The 15970-nt window shown below is 70.7% G+C and carries 18 protein-coding genes; 8 read left to right on the top strand and 10 right to left on the bottom strand.

The genetic code is table 11. The features are described 5' to 3' along the window. Nucleotides 1-252 precede the first annotated feature (252 nt). Nucleotides 253-930 carry a GDSL-type esterase/lipase family protein gene (locus tag ABZ098_RS20700; RefSeq protein ID WP_356593121.1) on the top strand — a complete coding sequence of 226 codons (678 nt, stop codon included), beginning with the start codon at nt 253-255 and terminating at the stop codon, nt 928-930. 23 nt (nt 931-953) lie between these two features. Here ABZ098_RS20700 and ABZ098_RS20695 read toward each other — a convergent pair whose 3' ends face one another. The 4 genes from ABZ098_RS20695 to ABZ098_RS20680 all read right to left on the bottom strand — a co-directional run bounded on the left by ABZ098_RS20695 (nt 954) and on the right by ABZ098_RS20680 (nt 4228). After that, entirely contained in the window at nt 954-1685 is a 732-nt protein-coding gene (locus ABZ098_RS20695; RefSeq protein WP_356593118.1) for a carbonic anhydrase, read from the bottom strand. Nucleotides 1686-1796: 111 nt separating this feature from the next. Further along, on the bottom strand, nt 1797-2582 hold the full coding sequence (locus ABZ098_RS20690; protein ID WP_356593116.1) for an ABC transporter permease: 786 nt from the start codon (nt 2580-2582) through the stop codon (nt 1797-1799). Further along, complete coding sequence (locus ABZ098_RS20685; RefSeq protein ID WP_356593114.1) at nt 2579-3523, bottom strand: ATP-binding cassette domain-containing protein; 945 nt, start codon at nt 3521-3523, stop codon at nt 2579-2581. The genes ABZ098_RS20690 and ABZ098_RS20685 overlap by 4 nt, the downstream gene beginning before the upstream one ends. A 42-nt stretch (nt 3524-3565) precedes the next feature. Further along, the gene (locus ABZ098_RS20680) at nt 3566-4228 is read right to left on the bottom strand and encodes a DUF4097 family beta strand repeat-containing protein (protein WP_356593112.1); all 663 of its coding nucleotides are present in this window, start codon (nt 4226-4228) and stop codon (nt 3566-3568) included. A 226-nt stretch (nt 4229-4454) separates the two neighbouring features. Between ABZ098_RS20680 and ABZ098_RS20675 the strand changes: the two genes are divergently transcribed. Continuing rightward, nucleotides 4455-5189 (top strand): helix-turn-helix domain-containing protein, encoded by a 735-nt coding sequence (locus ABZ098_RS20675; protein WP_356593110.1) that lies wholly within the window; start codon nt 4455-4457, stop codon nt 5187-5189. 49 nt (nt 5190-5238) lie between these two features. Continuing rightward, a complete protein-coding gene (locus ABZ098_RS20670; protein WP_356593109.1) occupies nt 5239-5868 on the top strand; it encodes a 1,4-alpha-glucan branching protein in 630 nt (209 codons plus the stop codon). Nucleotides 5869-6015: 147 nt separating this feature from the next. Here the strand turns inward: ABZ098_RS20670 and ABZ098_RS20665 are convergent, their stop codons facing one another. Together ABZ098_RS20665 and ABZ098_RS20660 are read right to left on the bottom strand one after the other, a co-directional pair. Continuing rightward, nucleotides 6016-7611 carry an amidase gene (locus tag ABZ098_RS20665; RefSeq protein WP_356593106.1) on the bottom strand — a complete coding sequence of 532 codons (1596 nt, stop codon included), beginning with the start codon at nt 7609-7611 and terminating at the stop codon, nt 6016-6018. A gap of 10 nt (nt 7612-7621) precedes the next feature. After that, on the bottom strand, nt 7622-7972 hold the full coding sequence (locus ABZ098_RS20660) for a nuclear transport factor 2 family protein (protein ID WP_356593759.1): 351 nt from the start codon (nt 7970-7972) through the stop codon (nt 7622-7624). Nucleotides 7973-8074: 102 nt separating this feature from the next. On the opposite strand from ABZ098_RS20660, the gene ABZ098_RS20655 reads away from it, so the two are divergent. Further along, complete coding sequence (locus tag ABZ098_RS20655; RefSeq protein ID WP_356593104.1) at nt 8075-9067, top strand: aldo/keto reductase; 993 nt, start codon at nt 8075-8077, stop codon at nt 9065-9067. A 207-nt stretch (nt 9068-9274) separates the two neighbouring features. On the opposite strand, the gene thpR is transcribed toward ABZ098_RS20655, so the two are convergent. Next, entirely contained in the window at nt 9275-9847 is a 573-nt protein-coding gene (thpR, locus tag ABZ098_RS20650) for an RNA 2',3'-cyclic phosphodiesterase (RefSeq protein ID WP_356593102.1), read from the bottom strand. Between the two features lie 25 nt (nt 9848-9872). On the opposite strand from thpR, the gene ABZ098_RS20645 reads away from it, so the two are divergent. Further along, a complete protein-coding gene (locus ABZ098_RS20645) occupies nt 9873-10403 on the top strand; it encodes a GNAT family N-acetyltransferase (RefSeq protein ID WP_356593100.1) in 531 nt (176 codons plus the stop codon). 151 nt (nt 10404-10554) lie between these two features. Here ABZ098_RS20645 and ABZ098_RS20640 read toward each other — a convergent pair whose 3' ends face one another. Beyond that, nucleotides 10555-11829, bottom strand: coding sequence for an MFS transporter (locus ABZ098_RS20640; protein WP_356593757.1), 1275 nt, complete (start codon nt 11827-11829; stop codon nt 10555-10557). A gap of 97 nt (nt 11830-11926) precedes the next feature. Then, nucleotides 11927-12364, bottom strand: a complete 438-nt coding sequence (locus tag ABZ098_RS20635) for a MarR family transcriptional regulator (RefSeq protein ID WP_053849505.1) — start codon at nt 12362-12364, stop codon at nt 11927-11929. A gap of 312 nt (nt 12365-12676) precedes the next feature. Here ABZ098_RS20635 and ABZ098_RS20630 point away from each other — a divergent pair, with 312 nt between their 5' ends. Then, complete coding sequence (locus ABZ098_RS20630) at nt 12677-13804, top strand: RICIN domain-containing protein (RefSeq protein WP_356593755.1); 1128 nt, start codon at nt 12677-12679, stop codon at nt 13802-13804. An 83-nt stretch (nt 13805-13887) separates the two neighbouring features. Beyond that, nucleotides 13888-14070, top strand: a complete 183-nt coding sequence (locus ABZ098_RS20625; protein ID WP_148008990.1) for a ribbon-helix-helix protein, CopG family — start codon at nt 13888-13890, stop codon at nt 14068-14070. Nucleotides 14071-14077: 7 nt separating this feature from the next. Here the strand turns inward: ABZ098_RS20625 and ABZ098_RS20620 are convergent, their stop codons facing one another. Continuing rightward, nucleotides 14078-15472: an NCS2 family permease gene (locus ABZ098_RS20620; RefSeq protein ID WP_356593098.1), complete on the bottom strand. Its 1395-nt coding sequence runs from the start codon at nt 15470-15472 to the stop codon at nt 14078-14080. A 111-nt stretch (nt 15473-15583) separates the two neighbouring features. Here ABZ098_RS20620 and ABZ098_RS20615 point away from each other — a divergent pair, with 111 nt between their 5' ends. Continuing rightward, nucleotides 15584-15868, top strand: coding sequence for a DUF2530 domain-containing protein (locus ABZ098_RS20615; protein ID WP_356593096.1), 285 nt, complete (start codon nt 15584-15586; stop codon nt 15866-15868). The last annotated feature ends 102 nt before the right edge of the window (nt 15869-15970 follow it).

Raw genomic sequence — 15970 nt, 5'->3', positions numbered from 1 at the left:
GAGGCCGGGGACCGAGGACCGGAGGAAGGAGGCCGGGGACCGAGGACCGGAGGAAGGAGGCCGGGGACCGAGGACCGGAGGAAGGAGGCCGGGGACCAAGGGCCGGAGGAAGGGCGCCGAGGACCAGGGGCCGGAGGAAGGGTGATGTGCTGGGGTGGCCTGGGGCAGTGCGGTCGCACGAACCATGGCAGGCGCGGTCGGCGTGGGCGGGCTCACACGCCATTCGGGGGCTTCTTGATCCATCATGAGCGGATGCTCAGATTCATGCCGGTCGGTGACTCGATGACGATCGGAAGCGCGGGGGAGCACACCTGGCGGTACCGGATGTGGCAGCACCTGCGTGACACCTACGGCGGCTCCTTCGCGCTCGTCGGACCGCGCGAGACGCTGTACGACAAGGCGGCCGACGCCCCGACGTCGTACGAGTACGCCGATCCCGACTTCCCGCGGGCCCACCTGGCCGGCTGGGGCGAGGGCTGGCTGCACATGGCCCCGTTGATCGGCGAGGCGGTGCGGGCGCACCAGGCGGACGTGCTCCTGGTGTCCCTGGGCCTGATCGACCTGGGCTTCTACACGAACGCGGAACAGACCACGGAGAACGTCCGCGCCTTCGTCGCCGAGGCCCGCCGGGCCAACCCCCGGATCCGGATGGCCGTCCTCCCGGTGATCCCCAACGTCCGGGCGGAGTCCGACCCGCCCTTCGCGACGGAGGTCAGCCGCTTCAACGAGCTTCTGGGCAAGGCGATCGCCGACCTGGACGAGCCCCGCTCCCCCCTGCTGCCGGCGTCGCCTCCGCCGTCGTACGACATCAACCACGACACCTACGACGGCACCCATCCGAACGCGAGCGGCGAGCACAAGATCGCGGCGGCCTTCGCGGAGGCGATGTACCAGGCGTGGGACCTCGGTGCGCCCTACGAGGCCGGCTGAGGGGGCCGGCCTCCCCCGCCGGGTCAGCCGAGGCGGTGCACCCGCTGTGTGGTCAGCTCGTAGCGCGCGCCCACGACGGCCAGTTCGCCCGAGTCCACCTTGGCGGCGAGCGCGGGTTCCCCGGCGAGCCGTGCCCGCACGAGCCGTATGTTCGCGTCGACCGTCGCGTCGATCCGCGCGTCCCCGGTCTTCGTACGGTCGATGGCGGGGCTGATCTGGTCGGCCAAGTACTGGATGTGGGCGGGCAGTTGCGCACCCGACCCGTCCGCCTGGACCGCCGCCTTCACGGCCCCGCACGACTGGTGACCGAGCACCATGAGCAGCGGGATCCCCAGTTCGAGCACCCCGTAGGCGAGGCTGCCGAGCACCGCCTCGTCGAGGACCTGGCCCGCGGTGCGCACGGTCATCAGGTCGCCGAGGCCCTGGTCGAAGACCAGCTCCGGGGCCACCCGGGAGTCGATGCAGCCGAGCACGAGGGCGAAGGGGTGCTGAGCGGTCGTCAGCGCCTGCCGGACGGCGGGCGTCTCGTCCGGGTGCCGCTCGCGGAGGGTGCGCCAACGCCGGTTGCCGGCGTCCAGCTCGCGCAGGGCCTCCTCGGCGGTGGTGGGCCGCTTGCGCGGAGCGGCCGAGGAGGGGGCGGCGACGGCGGCCGGGGCGCCGGCGGCGAGCCCGGTGCCGAGGGCCGCGGTGCCGGTGAGCGCGGCGCGCAGGAGAGCGCGCCGCGCGGTTCTGTGGGGTCGTTGGTCAGAGTTCACGGAGGGGAACGTACGTCCGACCCCCCTCCTTTCCGTTCGGATTGCCTTTTCATGGACGGGTGTTGGGCTTTCATGGGCGAACACTGAACCGCTCTTGGCACTGTCATCACGTCACTTCGGGTCGGCGTTGAACTTCGCCGTCGACCAGCGGTAGCCGAGCACCGCGAGGCCGAGGCACCAGGCGACGGCGAGCCACCCGTTGTGGCCGATCTCGGTGCCGAGGAGCAGTCCGCGCAGGGTCTCGATGGCCGGGGTGAAGGGCTGGTACTCCGCGATCGGCTGGAACCAGCCCGGCATCGCGTCGACCGGTACGAACGCGCTGGATATGAGCGGCAGGAAGATCAGCGGCATGGCGTTGTTGCTGGCGGCCTCGGCGTTGGGGCTGATCAGGCCCATGCCGACGGCGATCCAGGTGAGTGCCGTGGCGAAGAGCACGAGCAGTCCGAAGGCCGCGAGCCACTCCAGGGCGGTGGCGTCGGTGGAGCGGAAGCCGATGGCCACGCCGACCGCGCCGACGAGGACCACGCTGATCACCGACTGGAGCACGCTGCCGACGACGTGCCCGACGAGCACCGAGCCGCGGTGGATCGCCATCGTCCGGAAGCGGGCGATGATGCCCTCGCTCATGTCGTTGGAGACGGAGACCGCGGTGCCGATCGTGGTGGAGCCGATGGTCATCAGCAGCAGGCCGGGGACGAGATAGGCGATGTAGTCGGAGCGGTCGCCGCCGCCGATGCCCGCGCTCATGGTGTCGCCGAAGACGTAGACGAAGAGCAGCAGCAGCATGATCGGTGTGAGCAGCAGGTTCAGGGTGAGCGAGGGGTAGCGCCGGGCGTGCAGGAGGTTGCGGCGCAGCATCGTGGACGAGTCGCGTACCGCGAGGGCGAGGTTGCTCATCGGACGGTCTCCTTGGTCTGGTCGGGGCCGGTCAGGGCGAAGAACACGTCGTCCAGGTCGGGGGTGTGCACGGACAGCTCGTCGGCCTCGACGCCGGCCGCGTCCAGCCAGTCCAGTACGGCGCGCAGTTCGCGCTGGCTGCCGTCGCTGGGGATCTGGAGGGTGAGGGCCTCGTCGTCGCGGCTGGTCTCGCGCAGGGCGGTCGCCGCCTGTTCGTAGGCGGTGGGGTCGGAGAAGCGCAGCCGTACGTGGCCGCCGGGGACGAGCCGCTTGAGCTCCTCGGCGCTGCCCTCGGCGACGATCCTTCCGCCGTTCAACACCGCGATGCGGTCGGCGAGTTCATCGGCTTCCTCCAGGTACTGCGTGGTGAGGAAAACGGTGACGCCGTCGGAGACCAGCTCCCTGATGATCTGCCACATGTTGTGGCGGGAGCGGGGGTCGAGGCCGGTGGTGGGCTCGTCGAGGAAGATGATCCGCGGGGCGCCGACCAGGGTCATGGCGATGTCGAGACGGCGCTTCATGCCGCCGGAGTAGGTGGAGGCGGGCTTCTTCGCGGCTTCCACGAGATCGAAGCGCTCCAGCAGTTCGGCCGCGACCCGCCGCCCCTCGCTCCTGGAGAGGTGGTGCAGGTCCGCCATGAGCAGCATGTTCTCCTCGCCGGTGATCAGCCCGTCCACGGCGGAGAACTGGCCGGTGACACCGATGGCGGCCCGTACCGCCTGGGCCTCGGCGGTGAGGTCGTGGCCGCCGACCCGGGCCTGCCCGGCGTCGGCGGAGATCAGGGTGGAGAGGATCTTGACGGCGGTGGTCTTGCCGGCACCGTTCGGCCCGAGGAGGGAGAAGATCGTGCCGGCCGGCACCCGGATGTCGATGCCGTCGAGGACGGTCTTGTCCCCGTAGGACTTGCGCAGTCCGTTCGCCGCGACGGCCAGGTCGGTCATGGTGGGTGCTCCTTGGAAGGCTGCGGGGTCGGAGGCTGCGGATCAGAGGCTGTGGGCGCTGATGTCGCCGTGGCTGGTGGTGGCGCGGACGGCCAGGGCGGGGGTGCCTTCGGTGTTCTTGAGGGTGTTGTGGATGCGGCCGTAGGAGGTGCCGGCGTCCAGGGAGGCGGGGGCGGCGGTGTGGAGGGTGATGTCGCCCTGCTGTGTGGTGAGGACGACGGTGCCGGTGACGGCTTCCCCGATGGTGATGTCGCCGCGCTGGGTGCTGATGTGGCCGGGTCCGGTGAGGCGGCCGACGGTGATGTGACCGTCGGCGGCGGTCAGGCGCAGGCTCGCGGCCTCGTCGATCTTGACCGGGCCGTGGGCGCCTTCGAAGACGACGTCGCCGAGGCGTCCGACTGCGCGGAACTCGGCGGCGGCCGCCTTGGCCTCGACGCGGGAGCCGGCCGGCAGCTGGACGGTGAGTTCGACGGAGCCGGAGGGGCCGAAGTACTGGTTCTTGGCGGCGGGGGCGGTGATCCGCAGGACGCCGTCGCGGTGGTCGACCTCGATCTGCTCGGCGGCCTTGGTGTCGCGGCCGCGGGCGGGGTGGGCGGGGCGGATCTCGACGGTGGTGTCGGCGCGGTCGGCGGCGATGACCTGGACGTGTCCGGCGGGCAGGTCGATGACGGCGGTGACGGGGGCGGGGGTGTCGAACTTCTGCATCAGGTGCTCCTGCGTTCGTCGTTGCTGTTTCCGATGAACGAAAAGCTACGTTGCATTCATAGATCCAGCAACGTACTTGTTGCGATGCGATACCATCCATGCAGCTCAGAGCTCTAATTTCATTGCAACGAATGAGAAATCAACGCAACATCAGCGACCCGATCGTTGCAACAGATCAGGAGTGAACGCTATGCTGCGGGCACCAGGAACCACGAAGGAGACCGCGATGCCGGGAGGCAGGCTCACCCAGCAGGAACGGCAGCAGATCGCGCTGGGAGTGGCCGACGGCCTCGCCTACGCGGAGATCGCCCGCCGCCTCGAACGCCCCACCTCGACCATCACCCGCGAGGTCATGCGCAACGGCGGCCCCACCGCCTACCGCGCCGACCTCGCCCACCGCGCCGCCGAACGCCGGGCCCACCGCCGCCGACAGGCCGCCCCACGCGGGACGCGGGCCCCCGAACCGGCCCACGGCCGCGATCCCGAGGCGGTGCGCGAGTACGAGGAGACGTTCACCACCGTCCTCATGCAGACGGGCGCGCCGAAGATGATGTCGAGGGTGCTGACCTGCCTGTACACGAGTGACAGCGGCAGCATGACCGCCGCCGAGCTCGTCCAGCGCCTCCAGGTCAGCCCGGCGTCCATCTCCAAGGCCATCAGCTTCCTGGAATCCCAGGGCCTGGTCCGCCGCGAACGCGACGACCGGCGCCGAGAGCGCTATGTCGCCGACGACGACGTCTGGTACCAGTCCATGATCGCCAGCGCCCGCGGCACCACCCAGCTCGCCGAGACCGCGCGCCAGGGTGTGGGCGTCCTCGGCCCCGGCACCCCGGCCGCCGTCCGCCTCGAGAACATCTCCCGCTTCCTCGACTTCGTCTCCGAGAGCATCATCCGCGCCGCCGACCAGGCCCGCGACGTCCTCTACACCAAGACCGAGCAGACTCCCGACGCCACGGACTGACTGAGCCCGCTCGACTCCGCCCCCGCGACCGGCTGACAGAATCCGCCGCATGGCGATCATCCACAACACCACGCTCAAGCCCACCAAGCTGGAACTGCTCACCGCCTGGCTGCCCACCCGCCCCTGGTACGCCGGTTCCGGCACACCGGAGTTGACGAAGGCCGGCGGGTTCCGGCTGGACGACCCGGAGGGCGAGGTCGGGATCGAGTTCATGGTGGCCGTCGACTCCTCCGGTCCCGAACCCGTCGCCTACCTGGCCCCCCTCACCTACCGCGCCGCCCCGCTCCCCGGCGCCGAACACGCCCTCGTCGGCACCATGGAGCACGGCGTACTGGGCCCCCGCTGGGCCTACGACGGCCTGCACGACCCGGTTCTGCGCACCGAACTCCTCGCCCTGTTCGAGGGCCGTACCCAGGCCATGGCCCAGAGCATCAGCGACACCCCCGACCACGACGTCACCCACTCCTACACCGGCCCCGGACTCTCCGCGGGCCCCGTCGAGGTCACCGAGGACCAGGACGGCACCGGGTTCGCCCTCCCGGACGGCACGGTCCTCCGCCTGCACCGGCGCCCGCGGCCCACCGCCCCCGAGGGCGCGACCGGCCAGGTCTCCGGGGTCTGGGACGCACCGGACGGCACCCGCGCCCGAGGTGTCTTCGTGAGCCTGCGCACCCCCTGAGACCGGGGGTGCCACGGTGAAGGCGGCCGTCTCGTTCGGGCGGTCGACCGGGAGGTCCGGGCGAGCCGCCCCTGAGCCGCGGTCAGCCCACGTCCGCCCCCCCCTGAGCCGCGGTCAGAAGCCCACGTCCGCCCCCCTGAGCCGGGGTCAGAAGCCCACGTCCGCCCCCCGGTACGTCGGCACGCGTCGCACCCGGCTCGCCCGCTCGTACGCGTACGCGAGTCGCAGCAGGACCGGTTCGCTCCACGCCGTCCCCATGAACGTCACGCCCACCGGCAGGCCGAACGCGAACCCCGCCGGCACGCTCACCGCGGGATAGCCCGCGAGCGCCGCGGGCGTGGACGAGCCGCCGCCGTACGTGTCCCCCCGGATCAGGTCGATCTTGGCCGGGGGGCCGGTCGTCGGCATCACGAGGGCGTCGAGGCGGTGTCGGCGCAGCACCGCGTCGATGCCCTCCGCGCGGGACAGCCGGCGGTTGATCGCCAGCGCCTCCCGGTACTCCCGTTCCGAGAAGTCCAGCCCCTGTACCGCCTCCAGCCCGTCCTGCCGTGCATAGCGCAGTTCGCGGTCCGCGTGCGCGCGGTTGAAGGCGATCAACTCCGCGAGGTCGCGCGGGTGTTCACCGCCGGCCCCGGCCAGGTACGTGTTCAGGGCGCGCTTGAACTCGTAGGCCTGCACGACCATCGAGCCGGGCAGGTCCTCCAGCTGTTCGGCGGTGGGGATGTCCGCCGGGTCGACGATCACCGCGCCCGCCGCGCGCATCACCTCGATCGCCCGCTCCGCGATGTCGTCGGCGTGGTCGCTGTAGCCGAAGTACACCTTCCGCGGGACGCCGATGCGTGCGCCGCGCAGTCCGTCCGCGTCCAGGAAACGGGTGTAGTCGCGGTGGAAGTGTCCCCGGCTCACCGCCGTCGCGGGATCTCGGGCGTCGACGCCGACCAGCGTGCCGAGCATGATCGCCGCGTCCCGGACCGTACGGGCCATCGGACCGACGCTGTCCTGACTGGGCACCCCGGGGATCACCCCGCCCCGGCCCACCAGGCCCACCGTCGGCTTGACCCCCACGACACAGTTCGCCGAGGCCGGGTCGATGATCGAGCCGTTGGTCTCGGTGCCGATCCCGCCCACGCACAGGTTGGCGGCGACGGCGACCCCCGTACCCGAACTGGACTCGTTCGGCGAGCGGTCCAGCTTGTACGGGTTGCGGGTCTGGCCGCCGCGCGCGCTCCACCCGGCGTGGTGGGTGAGCGAGAGGCCGCCCGCCCACTCGCTGAGATTGGTCTTGCCGAGGATCACCGCCCCGGCGGCCCGCAGCCGCGCGGCGACCGTGGCGTCCCGCGTCGGCCGTAACCCTTCCAGGGCCAGTGACCCGGCCGTGGTGTGCATCCGGTCCCCGGTCTCCACCAGGTCCTTCAGCAGGACGGGCACGCCGTGCAACGGGCCCCGGGGGCGCCCGCTCGCGTCCAGCCGCCGGGCCTCCCGCAGCGCGTCCGGATTGACCTCGATCACCGCGTGCACAAGCGGATCGACCCGCTCGATCCGCTCCAGGTAGTACCGCGTCAGCCCGACCGCGTCGAGCCGCCCGCCGTCCATCAGCCGACGCAGCTCGGTGATCCCCAGCTCGTCGAACTCCCCGGCCGGTGGGCCGACGGCCCGCGCCGGGGCCGCCCCCGCCCATGACGTGGCCGCGACTCCCGCACCGAGCGCCAGCACACCGCGACGCGTACTCCGAATCCGCTCCATACGGAGAACGCTAGGGACAGAACCCGCCCAAATCCCTACGGCTGCCCCCCGGTTCCACCAGGGGGCAGGCCGCAGGAACCGTCAACACCGTGTTGTCGTTGGCCGACGTGGCCGGTACGTCCTGGATCACGTCCCAGTGCTCCACGATCCTGCGGACGGCCACGAGGTCGCCCTCGGCGATGACCCGCTTCGGCTCGACCCTCAGCTGCGGCGCCGCCTTGAAGTACGCCCCGAGCCCGGCCTTCGCCCCGGCCGGCCCGTTCGCGACGGCCGGGTTGTGCTGCTCGTACCCGGGCCGAGGAGCGCGGCGGAGGCGCCGAGGGTGATGCGGACGGGCGAGGTGGGGTCTCCTGAGGCTGATATTGAAACTTCAAGCTCACACGGGCCACAGGAAGGAACTGACTCTTAGTTAGCGTCAAGGTCGCTTGCCTAGAGCGCACTCCACGCCGTTGGCTAGAGGGTCATGAAGTACACGCAACTCGGACGCACGGGCCTCAAGGTCAGCCGACTCGTCCTCGGCACCATGAACTTCGGACCGCAGACGAACGAGGCGGACAGCCACGCCATCATGGACGCGGCTCTGGACGCCGGCATCAACTTCTTCGACACCGCCAACGTGTACGGCTGGGGCGAGAACAAGGGCCGCACCGAAGAGATCATCGGCAACTGGTTCGCCAAGAGCGCCGCCCACCGCGACAAGGTGGTCCTCGCCACCAAGGTCTACGGCAACATGGCCGCGGACGGCGACGCCTGGCCCAACCACGACAAGCTGTCGGCGCTGAACATCCGCCGTGCCGTGGACGCCTCGCTCAAGCGGCTCCAGACCGACCACATCGACGTCTACCAGTTCCACCACGTCGACCGCGCCACTCCCTTCGAGGAGATCTGGCAGGCGATCGACACCCTCGTCCAGCAGGGCAAGGTCCTGTACGTCGGGTCCTCCAACTTCCCCGGCTACAAGATCGCCCAGGCCAACGAGATCGCCGCACGGCGGGGCGGCACCATCGGCCTCGTCAGCGAGCAGTGCCTCTACAACCTCGCCGAGCGACGGGCCGAGATGGAGGTCATCCCGGCCGCCCAGGAGTACGGCCTCGGCGTGATCCCCTGGTCGCCGCTGCACGGCGGTCTCCTCGGCGGGGTCATCAAGAAGGAGGTCGAGGGTGGCCGCCGTGCCTCCGGCCGGGCCGCGGACACCCTGGCCGACCCGGCCAAGCGGGCCCAGATCCAGTCGTACGAGGACCTGCTGGAGAAGCACGGCCTGGAGCCCGGCGAGGCGGCCCTGGCGTGGCTGCTGACCCGCCCCGGCGTCACGGGTCCGATCGTCGGCCCGCGCACGGCCGAGCAGCTGGAGTCGGCGATCAGGGCGGTCGAGCTGGAGCTGGGCGAGGAGGTCCTGTCCGGCCTGGACGAGATCTTCCCCGGGCCGGGGCCGTCTCCGGAGGCCTTCGCCTGGTAGCACCCCGTCAGGGGCGCGGGGCGGAGTCGATCGGGGGCTCCGCCCCGCGGGCGCGACCAGCCACGACGGCGCGGCGGCCGACAACCGGCCGCAGCTCCCCGAACCCGGCTACCTCCCGAGCACCGCGGCCAACGCCACAACGACGAACATCATCACGAGCACACCGGCCATGATCCGGTTCCGCGTCTTCGGGTCCACACACCGAGCCTAACCGCCCCCACCGAGCGCCCACCGACCGACCACCTCATACCGCGGCTGCTCCCCCGGCACCCCCGACTTCGGCAGGTTGCTGCGGACCAGCGCCAGCTCGTCCACGCTCCAGGTCCGGCTCACGAACCCGTCGAGCATCTCCAGACACGGCGCCACATCCACCGCCTCCCGGCTCCGCGCCACCGTCAGATGCGCCTTGTACCGCCGGTGCTCCCCCATCTCCACCCCGGCCTTCCGCCCCGCCGCCTCCGCCCGTTCCGCCAGCAGCCGCAACACCGGGAGCTCGCCAAAGGCCCCCGCCCACAGCGCCCGCCCGTGCCCGAACTGCCCGCCCCCGCGCAGGGCCAGCGGGAAGCGCGGGGTCCGCCGAGCCGCCCGCTCCAGCCGCTCCGACAGCTCCGGTACGACGTCGTCGTCGACCTCGCCGTAGAAGGCGAGCGTGAGGTGCCAGCCCGGGACGCCGGTCCAGCGCAGCCCCTGTGCGGCGGGCAGCTCCCTCAACTCGGCGACCACTGCGGCGAGTTCCTCGGTGACATCCTGCGGGGGCAGCACGGCGGCGAAGAGTCTCATGGGGCCAGCCTGTCACCATGTGGGCATGGAGATCACCATCAGGGACGGCGGCCCCGACGACATACCCGTGATCCTCGGCATGCTCGACAGCTGTGTCGAGTGGCTGGTCGCGCAGGGGCGGCCCGGCCAGTGGGGGACCAAGCCGCTGTCGGAGAGCCCGCGGACGGTGGAGTCCGTCGCCCGGTACATCGACGAGGGCAGTGTGTTCGTCGCCGAGGCCGACGGCGTACCGGCGGCGACCCTCACCATCACCGACTCGCCCGGCGCGTATCTGGCCCATCTCCCACCGCCCGGTGAGCCCGAGCGGTACATCCACTGGCTCGCCTCCGATCGCCGCTTCAAGGGTCACGGCATCGGCGGCGCCCTCCTCGCGCACGCCGCCGAGGAGACCCGGCGCGCGGGCGTCGCCCTGCTGCGGGTGGACTGCTACGCGGGCGACGACGGCAAGCTGGTCGCCTACTACGTGGCCAACGGCTTCACCCCGACGGAGACGTACACCGCCGGGGCGAACAACGACTGGCCGGGCCAGGTCCTGGCCATGCGGGTGCTGCCGTAGAACTCCGTCCGCCGCGGCCGGCTCCTCCCGCGGCACGACATGCGGGTGACCACGGTTCCAGCCCGACCGACAGACGCAGTTGCCGACACGGGCCGGGACCCGCCCCGCCATCACGACGGCCGCACCAGGCGCCGCCACACGGTCACAGGGCTCAGGCCGCCGCGGCCAGCTCCTCCCGCGTCTCGCGCGGCACGAACCGCACATGCGGGTGGCCGCGGTTCCAGCCGACCGACAGGCGCAGGTTGCCGACGCGGGCCAGGACCAGGGCGATCGTCACGGCGGCCACCGCGGCGATCGCGCCGCCCACCGCGAGTCCGGCGCGGACGCCGTACGCGTCGGTGATCCAGCCGGCGATCGGCGCGCCGATCGGGGAGCCGCCCATGAACACCATCATGTACAGGGCCATCACACGGCCCCGCATGGCTGGGTCGGTGGCCATCTGCACGCTGGTGTTCGCGGTTACGTTGACCGTCATGCCGAACATCCCGATCGGGGCCATGAGCAGGGCGAACAGCCACAGCGAGGGGGCGGTCGCGGCCACGATCTCCAGCGTGCCGAACGCCACCGCGCCCACGACGAGCACCCGCATCCGGGCGGTGCCGCGCCGGGCCGCGAGCAGGGCGCCGGCCAGGGAGCCGACCGCCATCACGGTGTTGAAGAGGCTGTAGGAGCCCGCCCCGGCGTGGAAGACGTCGTCGGCGAAGGCCGAGAGGTAGACGGGGAAGTTGAAGCCGAACGTGGACACGAACCCGACCAGGACGATGGTCCAGATCAGCTCCGGCCGCCCGGCCACGTAGTGCAGGCCCTCCCGCAGCTGTCCCTTGCCGCGGGGGGCGCGCTCGACGACGTGCAGCTCACGCGCCCGCATCATCAGCAGGCCGACGAGCGGGGCGACGAAGGACAGGCCGTTGGCGAGGAACGCCCAGCCGGTGCCGACGCCGGTGATCATGACACCAGCGACGGCGGGGCCGATCAGGCGCGCCGACTGGAAGTTCGCGGAGTTCAGGCTGACGGCGTTCTGGAGCTGGTCGGGGCCGACCATCTCGGAGACGAAGGACTGCCGGGCCGGGTTGTCGACGACCGTCGCGAGGCCCACGGCGAAGGCGGCGAGGTAGACGTGCCAGACCTGGACGTGGCCGGTCAGGGTGAGGACGGCGAGCGCGATGCCGGTGGCGCCCATCGCGGACTGCGTGAACAGCAGCGCGCGCCGCTTGGACAGCCGGTCGACGAGGACGCCGCCGTAGAGGCCGAAGAGCAGCATCGGCAGGAACTGCAGGGCCGTCGTGACGCCGACGGCGGTGGCGGAGCCGGTGAGGCTGAGCACCAGCCAGTCCTGGGCGATGCGCTGCATCCACGTGCCGATGTTGGAGACGACCTGACCGGCGAAGAACAGCCGGTAGTTCCTGACCCTCAGCGAGCTGAACATGGATGACTTGCGGGACACAGAGGTAGAAGGGATCGGTGCGGGGGCGGATTCTGCTCCGGGTCCCGTACTCAAAGTGCGTTCGCCTCCTCTTCGTGGCTTACAGGTGTGCGAGTTTCTCCAGCACGGGGGCGGCTTCGCGCAGTTTCGCCCACTCGTCCTCGTCGAGGCCGTCGACCAGGGTGGCCAGGAAGGCGTTCCGCTTGGCGCGGGACTCGGCGAGCATGGCCTCGGCCTGCTCGGTCTTCGTGACGACCTTCTGGCGCCGGTCCTCGGGGTGCGGCTCCAGCCGGACGAGTCCCTTGGCCTCCAGCAGCGCCACGATGCGGGTCATCGACGGCGGCTGGACGTGCTCCTTGCGGGCGAGCTCGCCCGGGGTGGCCCGGCCGCAGATGGAGAGGGTGCCCAGCACCGACATCTCGGTGGGGCTCAGTGACTCGTCGACCCGCTGGTGCTTGAGCCGACGGGACAGTCGCATCACGGCTGATCGCAGGGAGTTCACGGCGGCTACGTCGTCGCCATGGGTAAGGTCCGGCATCTCTTTAGCATAACTCATTACTCTCGCTAAACAAGCTGGCGTGCACGGGGATTCCCGTGACGCGGGCCACTCGTCATGCATTCGTCATCCGATCCGGCGCAACCTTCGACGGTCGTGACCCACCTCACACCGGAACCTCAACTGCCGCCCCATTTAGGAGATTTCACGCGGTGGACACCGTCGGGAGCACAGGGTTACATCAGCACGTTCCTTCCGCTCGTCGTGCCGCGGTCCCGTCCGTGACCTCCACTCTCCAGCCCGAGGAATCCCGTCTTGCGACACCTCAGACAGCTACGTCTCGCCGCGTCGGCCGTGCTCCTGGCAGCGGTTCCGACCGCATGGTCCGCCGCACCGGCGCCCGCCGTCACCGGCAGCCCCGTCGCCGACACCACGTTCGGCTACACCGCGCAGCTCGTCGTCGGCGACCACGACCGCGGCTGCTCCGGTGTCCTGGTCGCCCCCCAGTGGCTGCTCACCGGCGCGAGCTGCTTCGCCGCCGACCCGGCCACCAGCCTCGCCGTCCCCGCGGGCAGGCCGGCGTCGCCGACCACCGCGACCATCGGCCGCTCCGACCTCACCTCCGGCGCGGGCGCGGTGCGCCAGGTCGTCGAGCTGGTGCCCAGCACCACCGGCCGCGACGTGATCCTGGCCCGGCTGAACCAGGCGGTCACCAACGTCACCCCCATCGCCCTGGCCACCGGCGAGCCCATCGCCGGCGAGAAGCTGGCGTTCGCCGGGTTCGGACGCACCAGGACCGAGTGGGCACCCCTGAAACTGCACACCGGCACGCTCTCGGTGGACGCCTCGGACACGAACACGGCCACGGTCACCGGCGTGGACGGGGTGGCCGCGTGCGCCGGTGACACCGGCGGCCCGGTCGTGCGCACGACGAACGGCACCGACCGGCTGGTGGCCCTCACCAGCCGCTCGTACCAGGGCGGTTGCTACGGAACGGACGCGGCCGAGACACGCACCGGCGGCGTCGCGGCCCGTGTCGACGGACTGGCCTCCTGGATCGACACCGCCGTCACCGCCGCCCGCCCCCTGAACAACAAGGGGACCGGGAAGTGCCTGGCCGTGCCCCGGGCCGACACGGAGAACGGCACCGGTCTGATCCAGTGGACCTGCAACGGCGGCGCCGAACAGAAGTGGCACCTGACGCCGGTCGCGGGCGGGAACGGCGACCGCTACGTCGTCAAGAACGCCAACAGCGGCCGATGCCTCGCGATGCCGGGCGCCTCGGTCACCGACGGCACCCAGGCCATCCAGTGGACCTGCAACGGCGGCAAGGAGCAGGTCTGGATCCACGACGGCCTCGACCGGCTGCGGAACCTGAACAGCGACAAGTGCCTCGCCATCCCGGCCTCCAACCCCGACATCGGCACCAAGGCCATCCAGTGGACGTGCTCGGCGAACACCGACCAGAGGTGGACCTGGTAGCAGGGTGCAGATCTTCACCCGAACGAGTGAGTCGGGTGCGGAAAGTGAACGCTGTCCCCCGCGGACGACCGACCCTCGTCTCCATGGGGACCAGCGTGCTCAGCCTGCGGATAGACGGGGAGCTGCTCGATCGGCTCCGGGACCATGCGGCCAAAAGGGGGATGAGCGTTCAGGACTATGTGGTCCGAACGCTCATCCGGGACGACTTCGACGAACGGTTCCAGACCGCCGTCGACGAGACCGAGAAGTTCTACGGGGTCACGTGAGGGCGGGTCACGTCAGGCCCAGTGCCGGCATCAGGTAGTAGAAGGCGAAGACGGCGGAGACGACGTACATCGCGGCCGGGATCTCCCTGGCCCGCCCCGCCGCCAGGCGCAGCACCACGAAGGTGATGAAGCCCATGCCGATGCCGTTGGTGATCGAGTAGGTGAACGGCATCATCACCATGGTGATGAAGGCCGGGATCGCGATGGTCCAGTCGGCCCAGTCGATGTCCCGGACCGAGTTGGCCAGGATCATGAAGCCCACCGCGAGCAAGGCGGGGGTCGCCGCCTGGGACGGGACCATCGTGGCGACGGGCGTCAGGAAGAGGGCCACGACGAAGAGCCCGCCGGTGACCACGTTCGCGAAGCCGGTGCGGGCGCCCTCACCGACGCCGGCCGTCGACTCCACGAAGGCGGTCGTCGCCGACGACGAACTGGCACCGCCCGCGGCGACCGCGAGGCCGTCGACGAACAGGACCTTGTTGATGCCGGGCATCTGGCCCTGGGCGTCGGTGAGCTTGGCCTCGTCGGAGACGCCCATGATCGTGCCCATCGCGTCGAAGAAACACGACAGCAGGACCGTGAAGACGAAGAGGATGCCGGTCAGCACCCCCACGTGGGAGAAGCCGCCGAAGAGGCTGACCTTGCCGAGCAGACCGAAGTCGGGGGTGGCGACCGGGTTGCCGGGCCACTTGGGGGCGGTGAGTCCCCAGGACGGGACCTTCGCGGCGGCCTCGATGATCATCGCCACGACCGTCATCGTGACGATGGAGATCAGGATCGCGCCGGAGACCTTGCGGACGATGAGCGCGAGCGTCAGCAGGGCGCCCAGGACGAAGACCAGGACCGGCCAGCCGTTGAGGTGTCCGTCGCCGCCGAGCTGGAGCGGCACGGTGGTCTGGGCGACGTCGGGGATCCGGGAGACGAAGCCGGAGTCCACGAGCCCGATCAGCATGATGAACAGGCCGATACCGATGGAGATCGCCTTGCGCAGACCGAAGGGCACCGCGTTCATCACGCGCTCGCGCAGACCCGTGGCGACCAGCAGCATCACGATGAAGCCCGCCAGGACCACCATGCCCATCGCGTCCGGCCAGGACATCCGGGGCGCGAGCTGGAGCGCGACGACGGAGTTGACGCCGAGGCCGGCGGCCAGCGCGATGGGGACGTTGCCGACCACGCCCATGAGGAGCGTGGTGAAGGCCGCGGTCACGGCGGTCGCGGTGACCAACTGCCCGTTGTCGAGCTGATGGCCGTACATGTCCTTGGCGCTGCCGAGGATGATCGGGTTCAGCACGATGATGTAGGCCATCGCGAAGAAGGTGGCGAAGCCGCCCCGGATCTCGCGCGGCAGGGTGCTGCCCCGCTCGGAGATCCTGAAGTAGCGGTCGAGGGCGGTCGGCATTGGATGTTCCTACGAGCAGAAGTGGACAGACATAAACCGTTTCAGTATGAACGTATAACGTCGGGGGAGCCATCTCCGCGCGTAGATGTGATCGCCTCGTAAGCTGTCCCCATGGACGTGTTCTCTTCGGGATCCTTCAAGCACGAGGCGCCGGAGCCCCTGGAGGGCCCGGTGGTCGCCACGGTCACCGGCGGCACGATCCTGTGGTTCGTCCTCTTCCTCGTACAGCTCCCCTTCTACGGCTGGTTCGCGGACCACGACCGCACCTGGTGGCTGTGGACCTGCCTGGCCGGGGGCGTGCTCGGGCTGTACGGCACCTGGTACGTGCGCAAGCGGGACGCGGCCATCAAGAACGCGGCCGCCGCCGACTCCGCCGCCACCCCTGCTGCCGAGTGACGAGCACCCCCTAGGCCCTGTCGTTTGGATCATGCCGGCGTCGCGGGGTCTGGCACGCGCATCTGCCGCGTTGTCGTCGGTCCTCGACGCTCCGCGTCGACT

This window comes from Streptomyces sp. NPDC006335, assembly GCF_040612795.1.
Taxonomy (GTDB): domain Bacteria; phylum Actinomycetota; class Actinomycetes; order Streptomycetales; family Streptomycetaceae; genus Streptomyces.
Note: the sequence above shows the minus strand (reverse complement) of the source record. Positions and strands in the feature narration are given on the sequence as shown.

Excerpts from the sequence above, each read along its gene's own strand:
- ABZ098_RS20700 (WP_356593121.1), top strand. The coding sequence starts at position 253 with ATGCTCAGATTCATGCCGGTCGGTGACTCGATGACGATCGGAAGCGCG.
- ABZ098_RS20615 (WP_356593096.1), top strand. The coding sequence starts at position 15,584 with ATGGACGTGTTCTCTTCGGGATCCTTCAAGCACGAGGCGCCGGAGCCC.
- ABZ098_RS20640 (WP_356593757.1), bottom strand. The coding sequence starts at position 11,829 with ATGTTCAGCTCGCTGAGGGTCAGGAACTACCGGCTGTTCTTCGCCGGT.
- ABZ098_RS20655 (WP_356593104.1), top strand. The coding sequence starts at position 8,075 with ATGAAGTACACGCAACTCGGACGCACGGGCCTCAAGGTCAGCCGACTC.
- ABZ098_RS20635 (WP_053849505.1), bottom strand. The coding sequence starts at position 12,364 with ATGCCGGACCTTACCCATGGCGACGACGTAGCCGCCGTGAACTCCCTG.
- ABZ098_RS20670 (WP_356593109.1), top strand. The coding sequence starts at position 5,239 with ATGGCGATCATCCACAACACCACGCTCAAGCCCACCAAGCTGGAACTG.
- ABZ098_RS20620 (WP_356593098.1), bottom strand. The coding sequence starts at position 15,472 with ATGCCGACCGCCCTCGACCGCTACTTCAGGATCTCCGAGCGGGGCAGC.
- ABZ098_RS20625 (WP_148008990.1), top strand. The coding sequence starts at position 13,888 with ATGGGGACCAGCGTGCTCAGCCTGCGGATAGACGGGGAGCTGCTCGAT.
- ABZ098_RS20690 (WP_356593116.1), bottom strand. The coding sequence starts at position 2,582 with ATGAGCAACCTCGCCCTCGCGGTACGCGACTCGTCCACGATGCTGCGC.
- thpR (WP_356593102.1), bottom strand. The coding sequence starts at position 9,847 with ATGAGACTCTTCGCCGCCGTGCTGCCCCCGCAGGATGTCACCGAGGAA.
- ABZ098_RS20665 (WP_356593106.1), bottom strand. The coding sequence starts at position 7,611 with ATGGAGCGGATTCGGAGTACGCGTCGCGGTGTGCTGGCGCTCGGTGCG.
- ABZ098_RS20675 (WP_356593110.1), top strand. The coding sequence starts at position 4,455 with ATGCCGGGAGGCAGGCTCACCCAGCAGGAACGGCAGCAGATCGCGCTG.
- ABZ098_RS20645 (WP_356593100.1), top strand. The coding sequence starts at position 9,873 with ATGGAGATCACCATCAGGGACGGCGGCCCCGACGACATACCCGTGATC.
- ABZ098_RS20680 (WP_356593112.1), bottom strand. The coding sequence starts at position 4,228 with ATGCAGAAGTTCGACACCCCCGCCCCCGTCACCGCCGTCATCGACCTG.
- ABZ098_RS20685 (WP_356593114.1), bottom strand. The coding sequence starts at position 3,523 with ATGACCGACCTGGCCGTCGCGGCGAACGGACTGCGCAAGTCCTACGGG.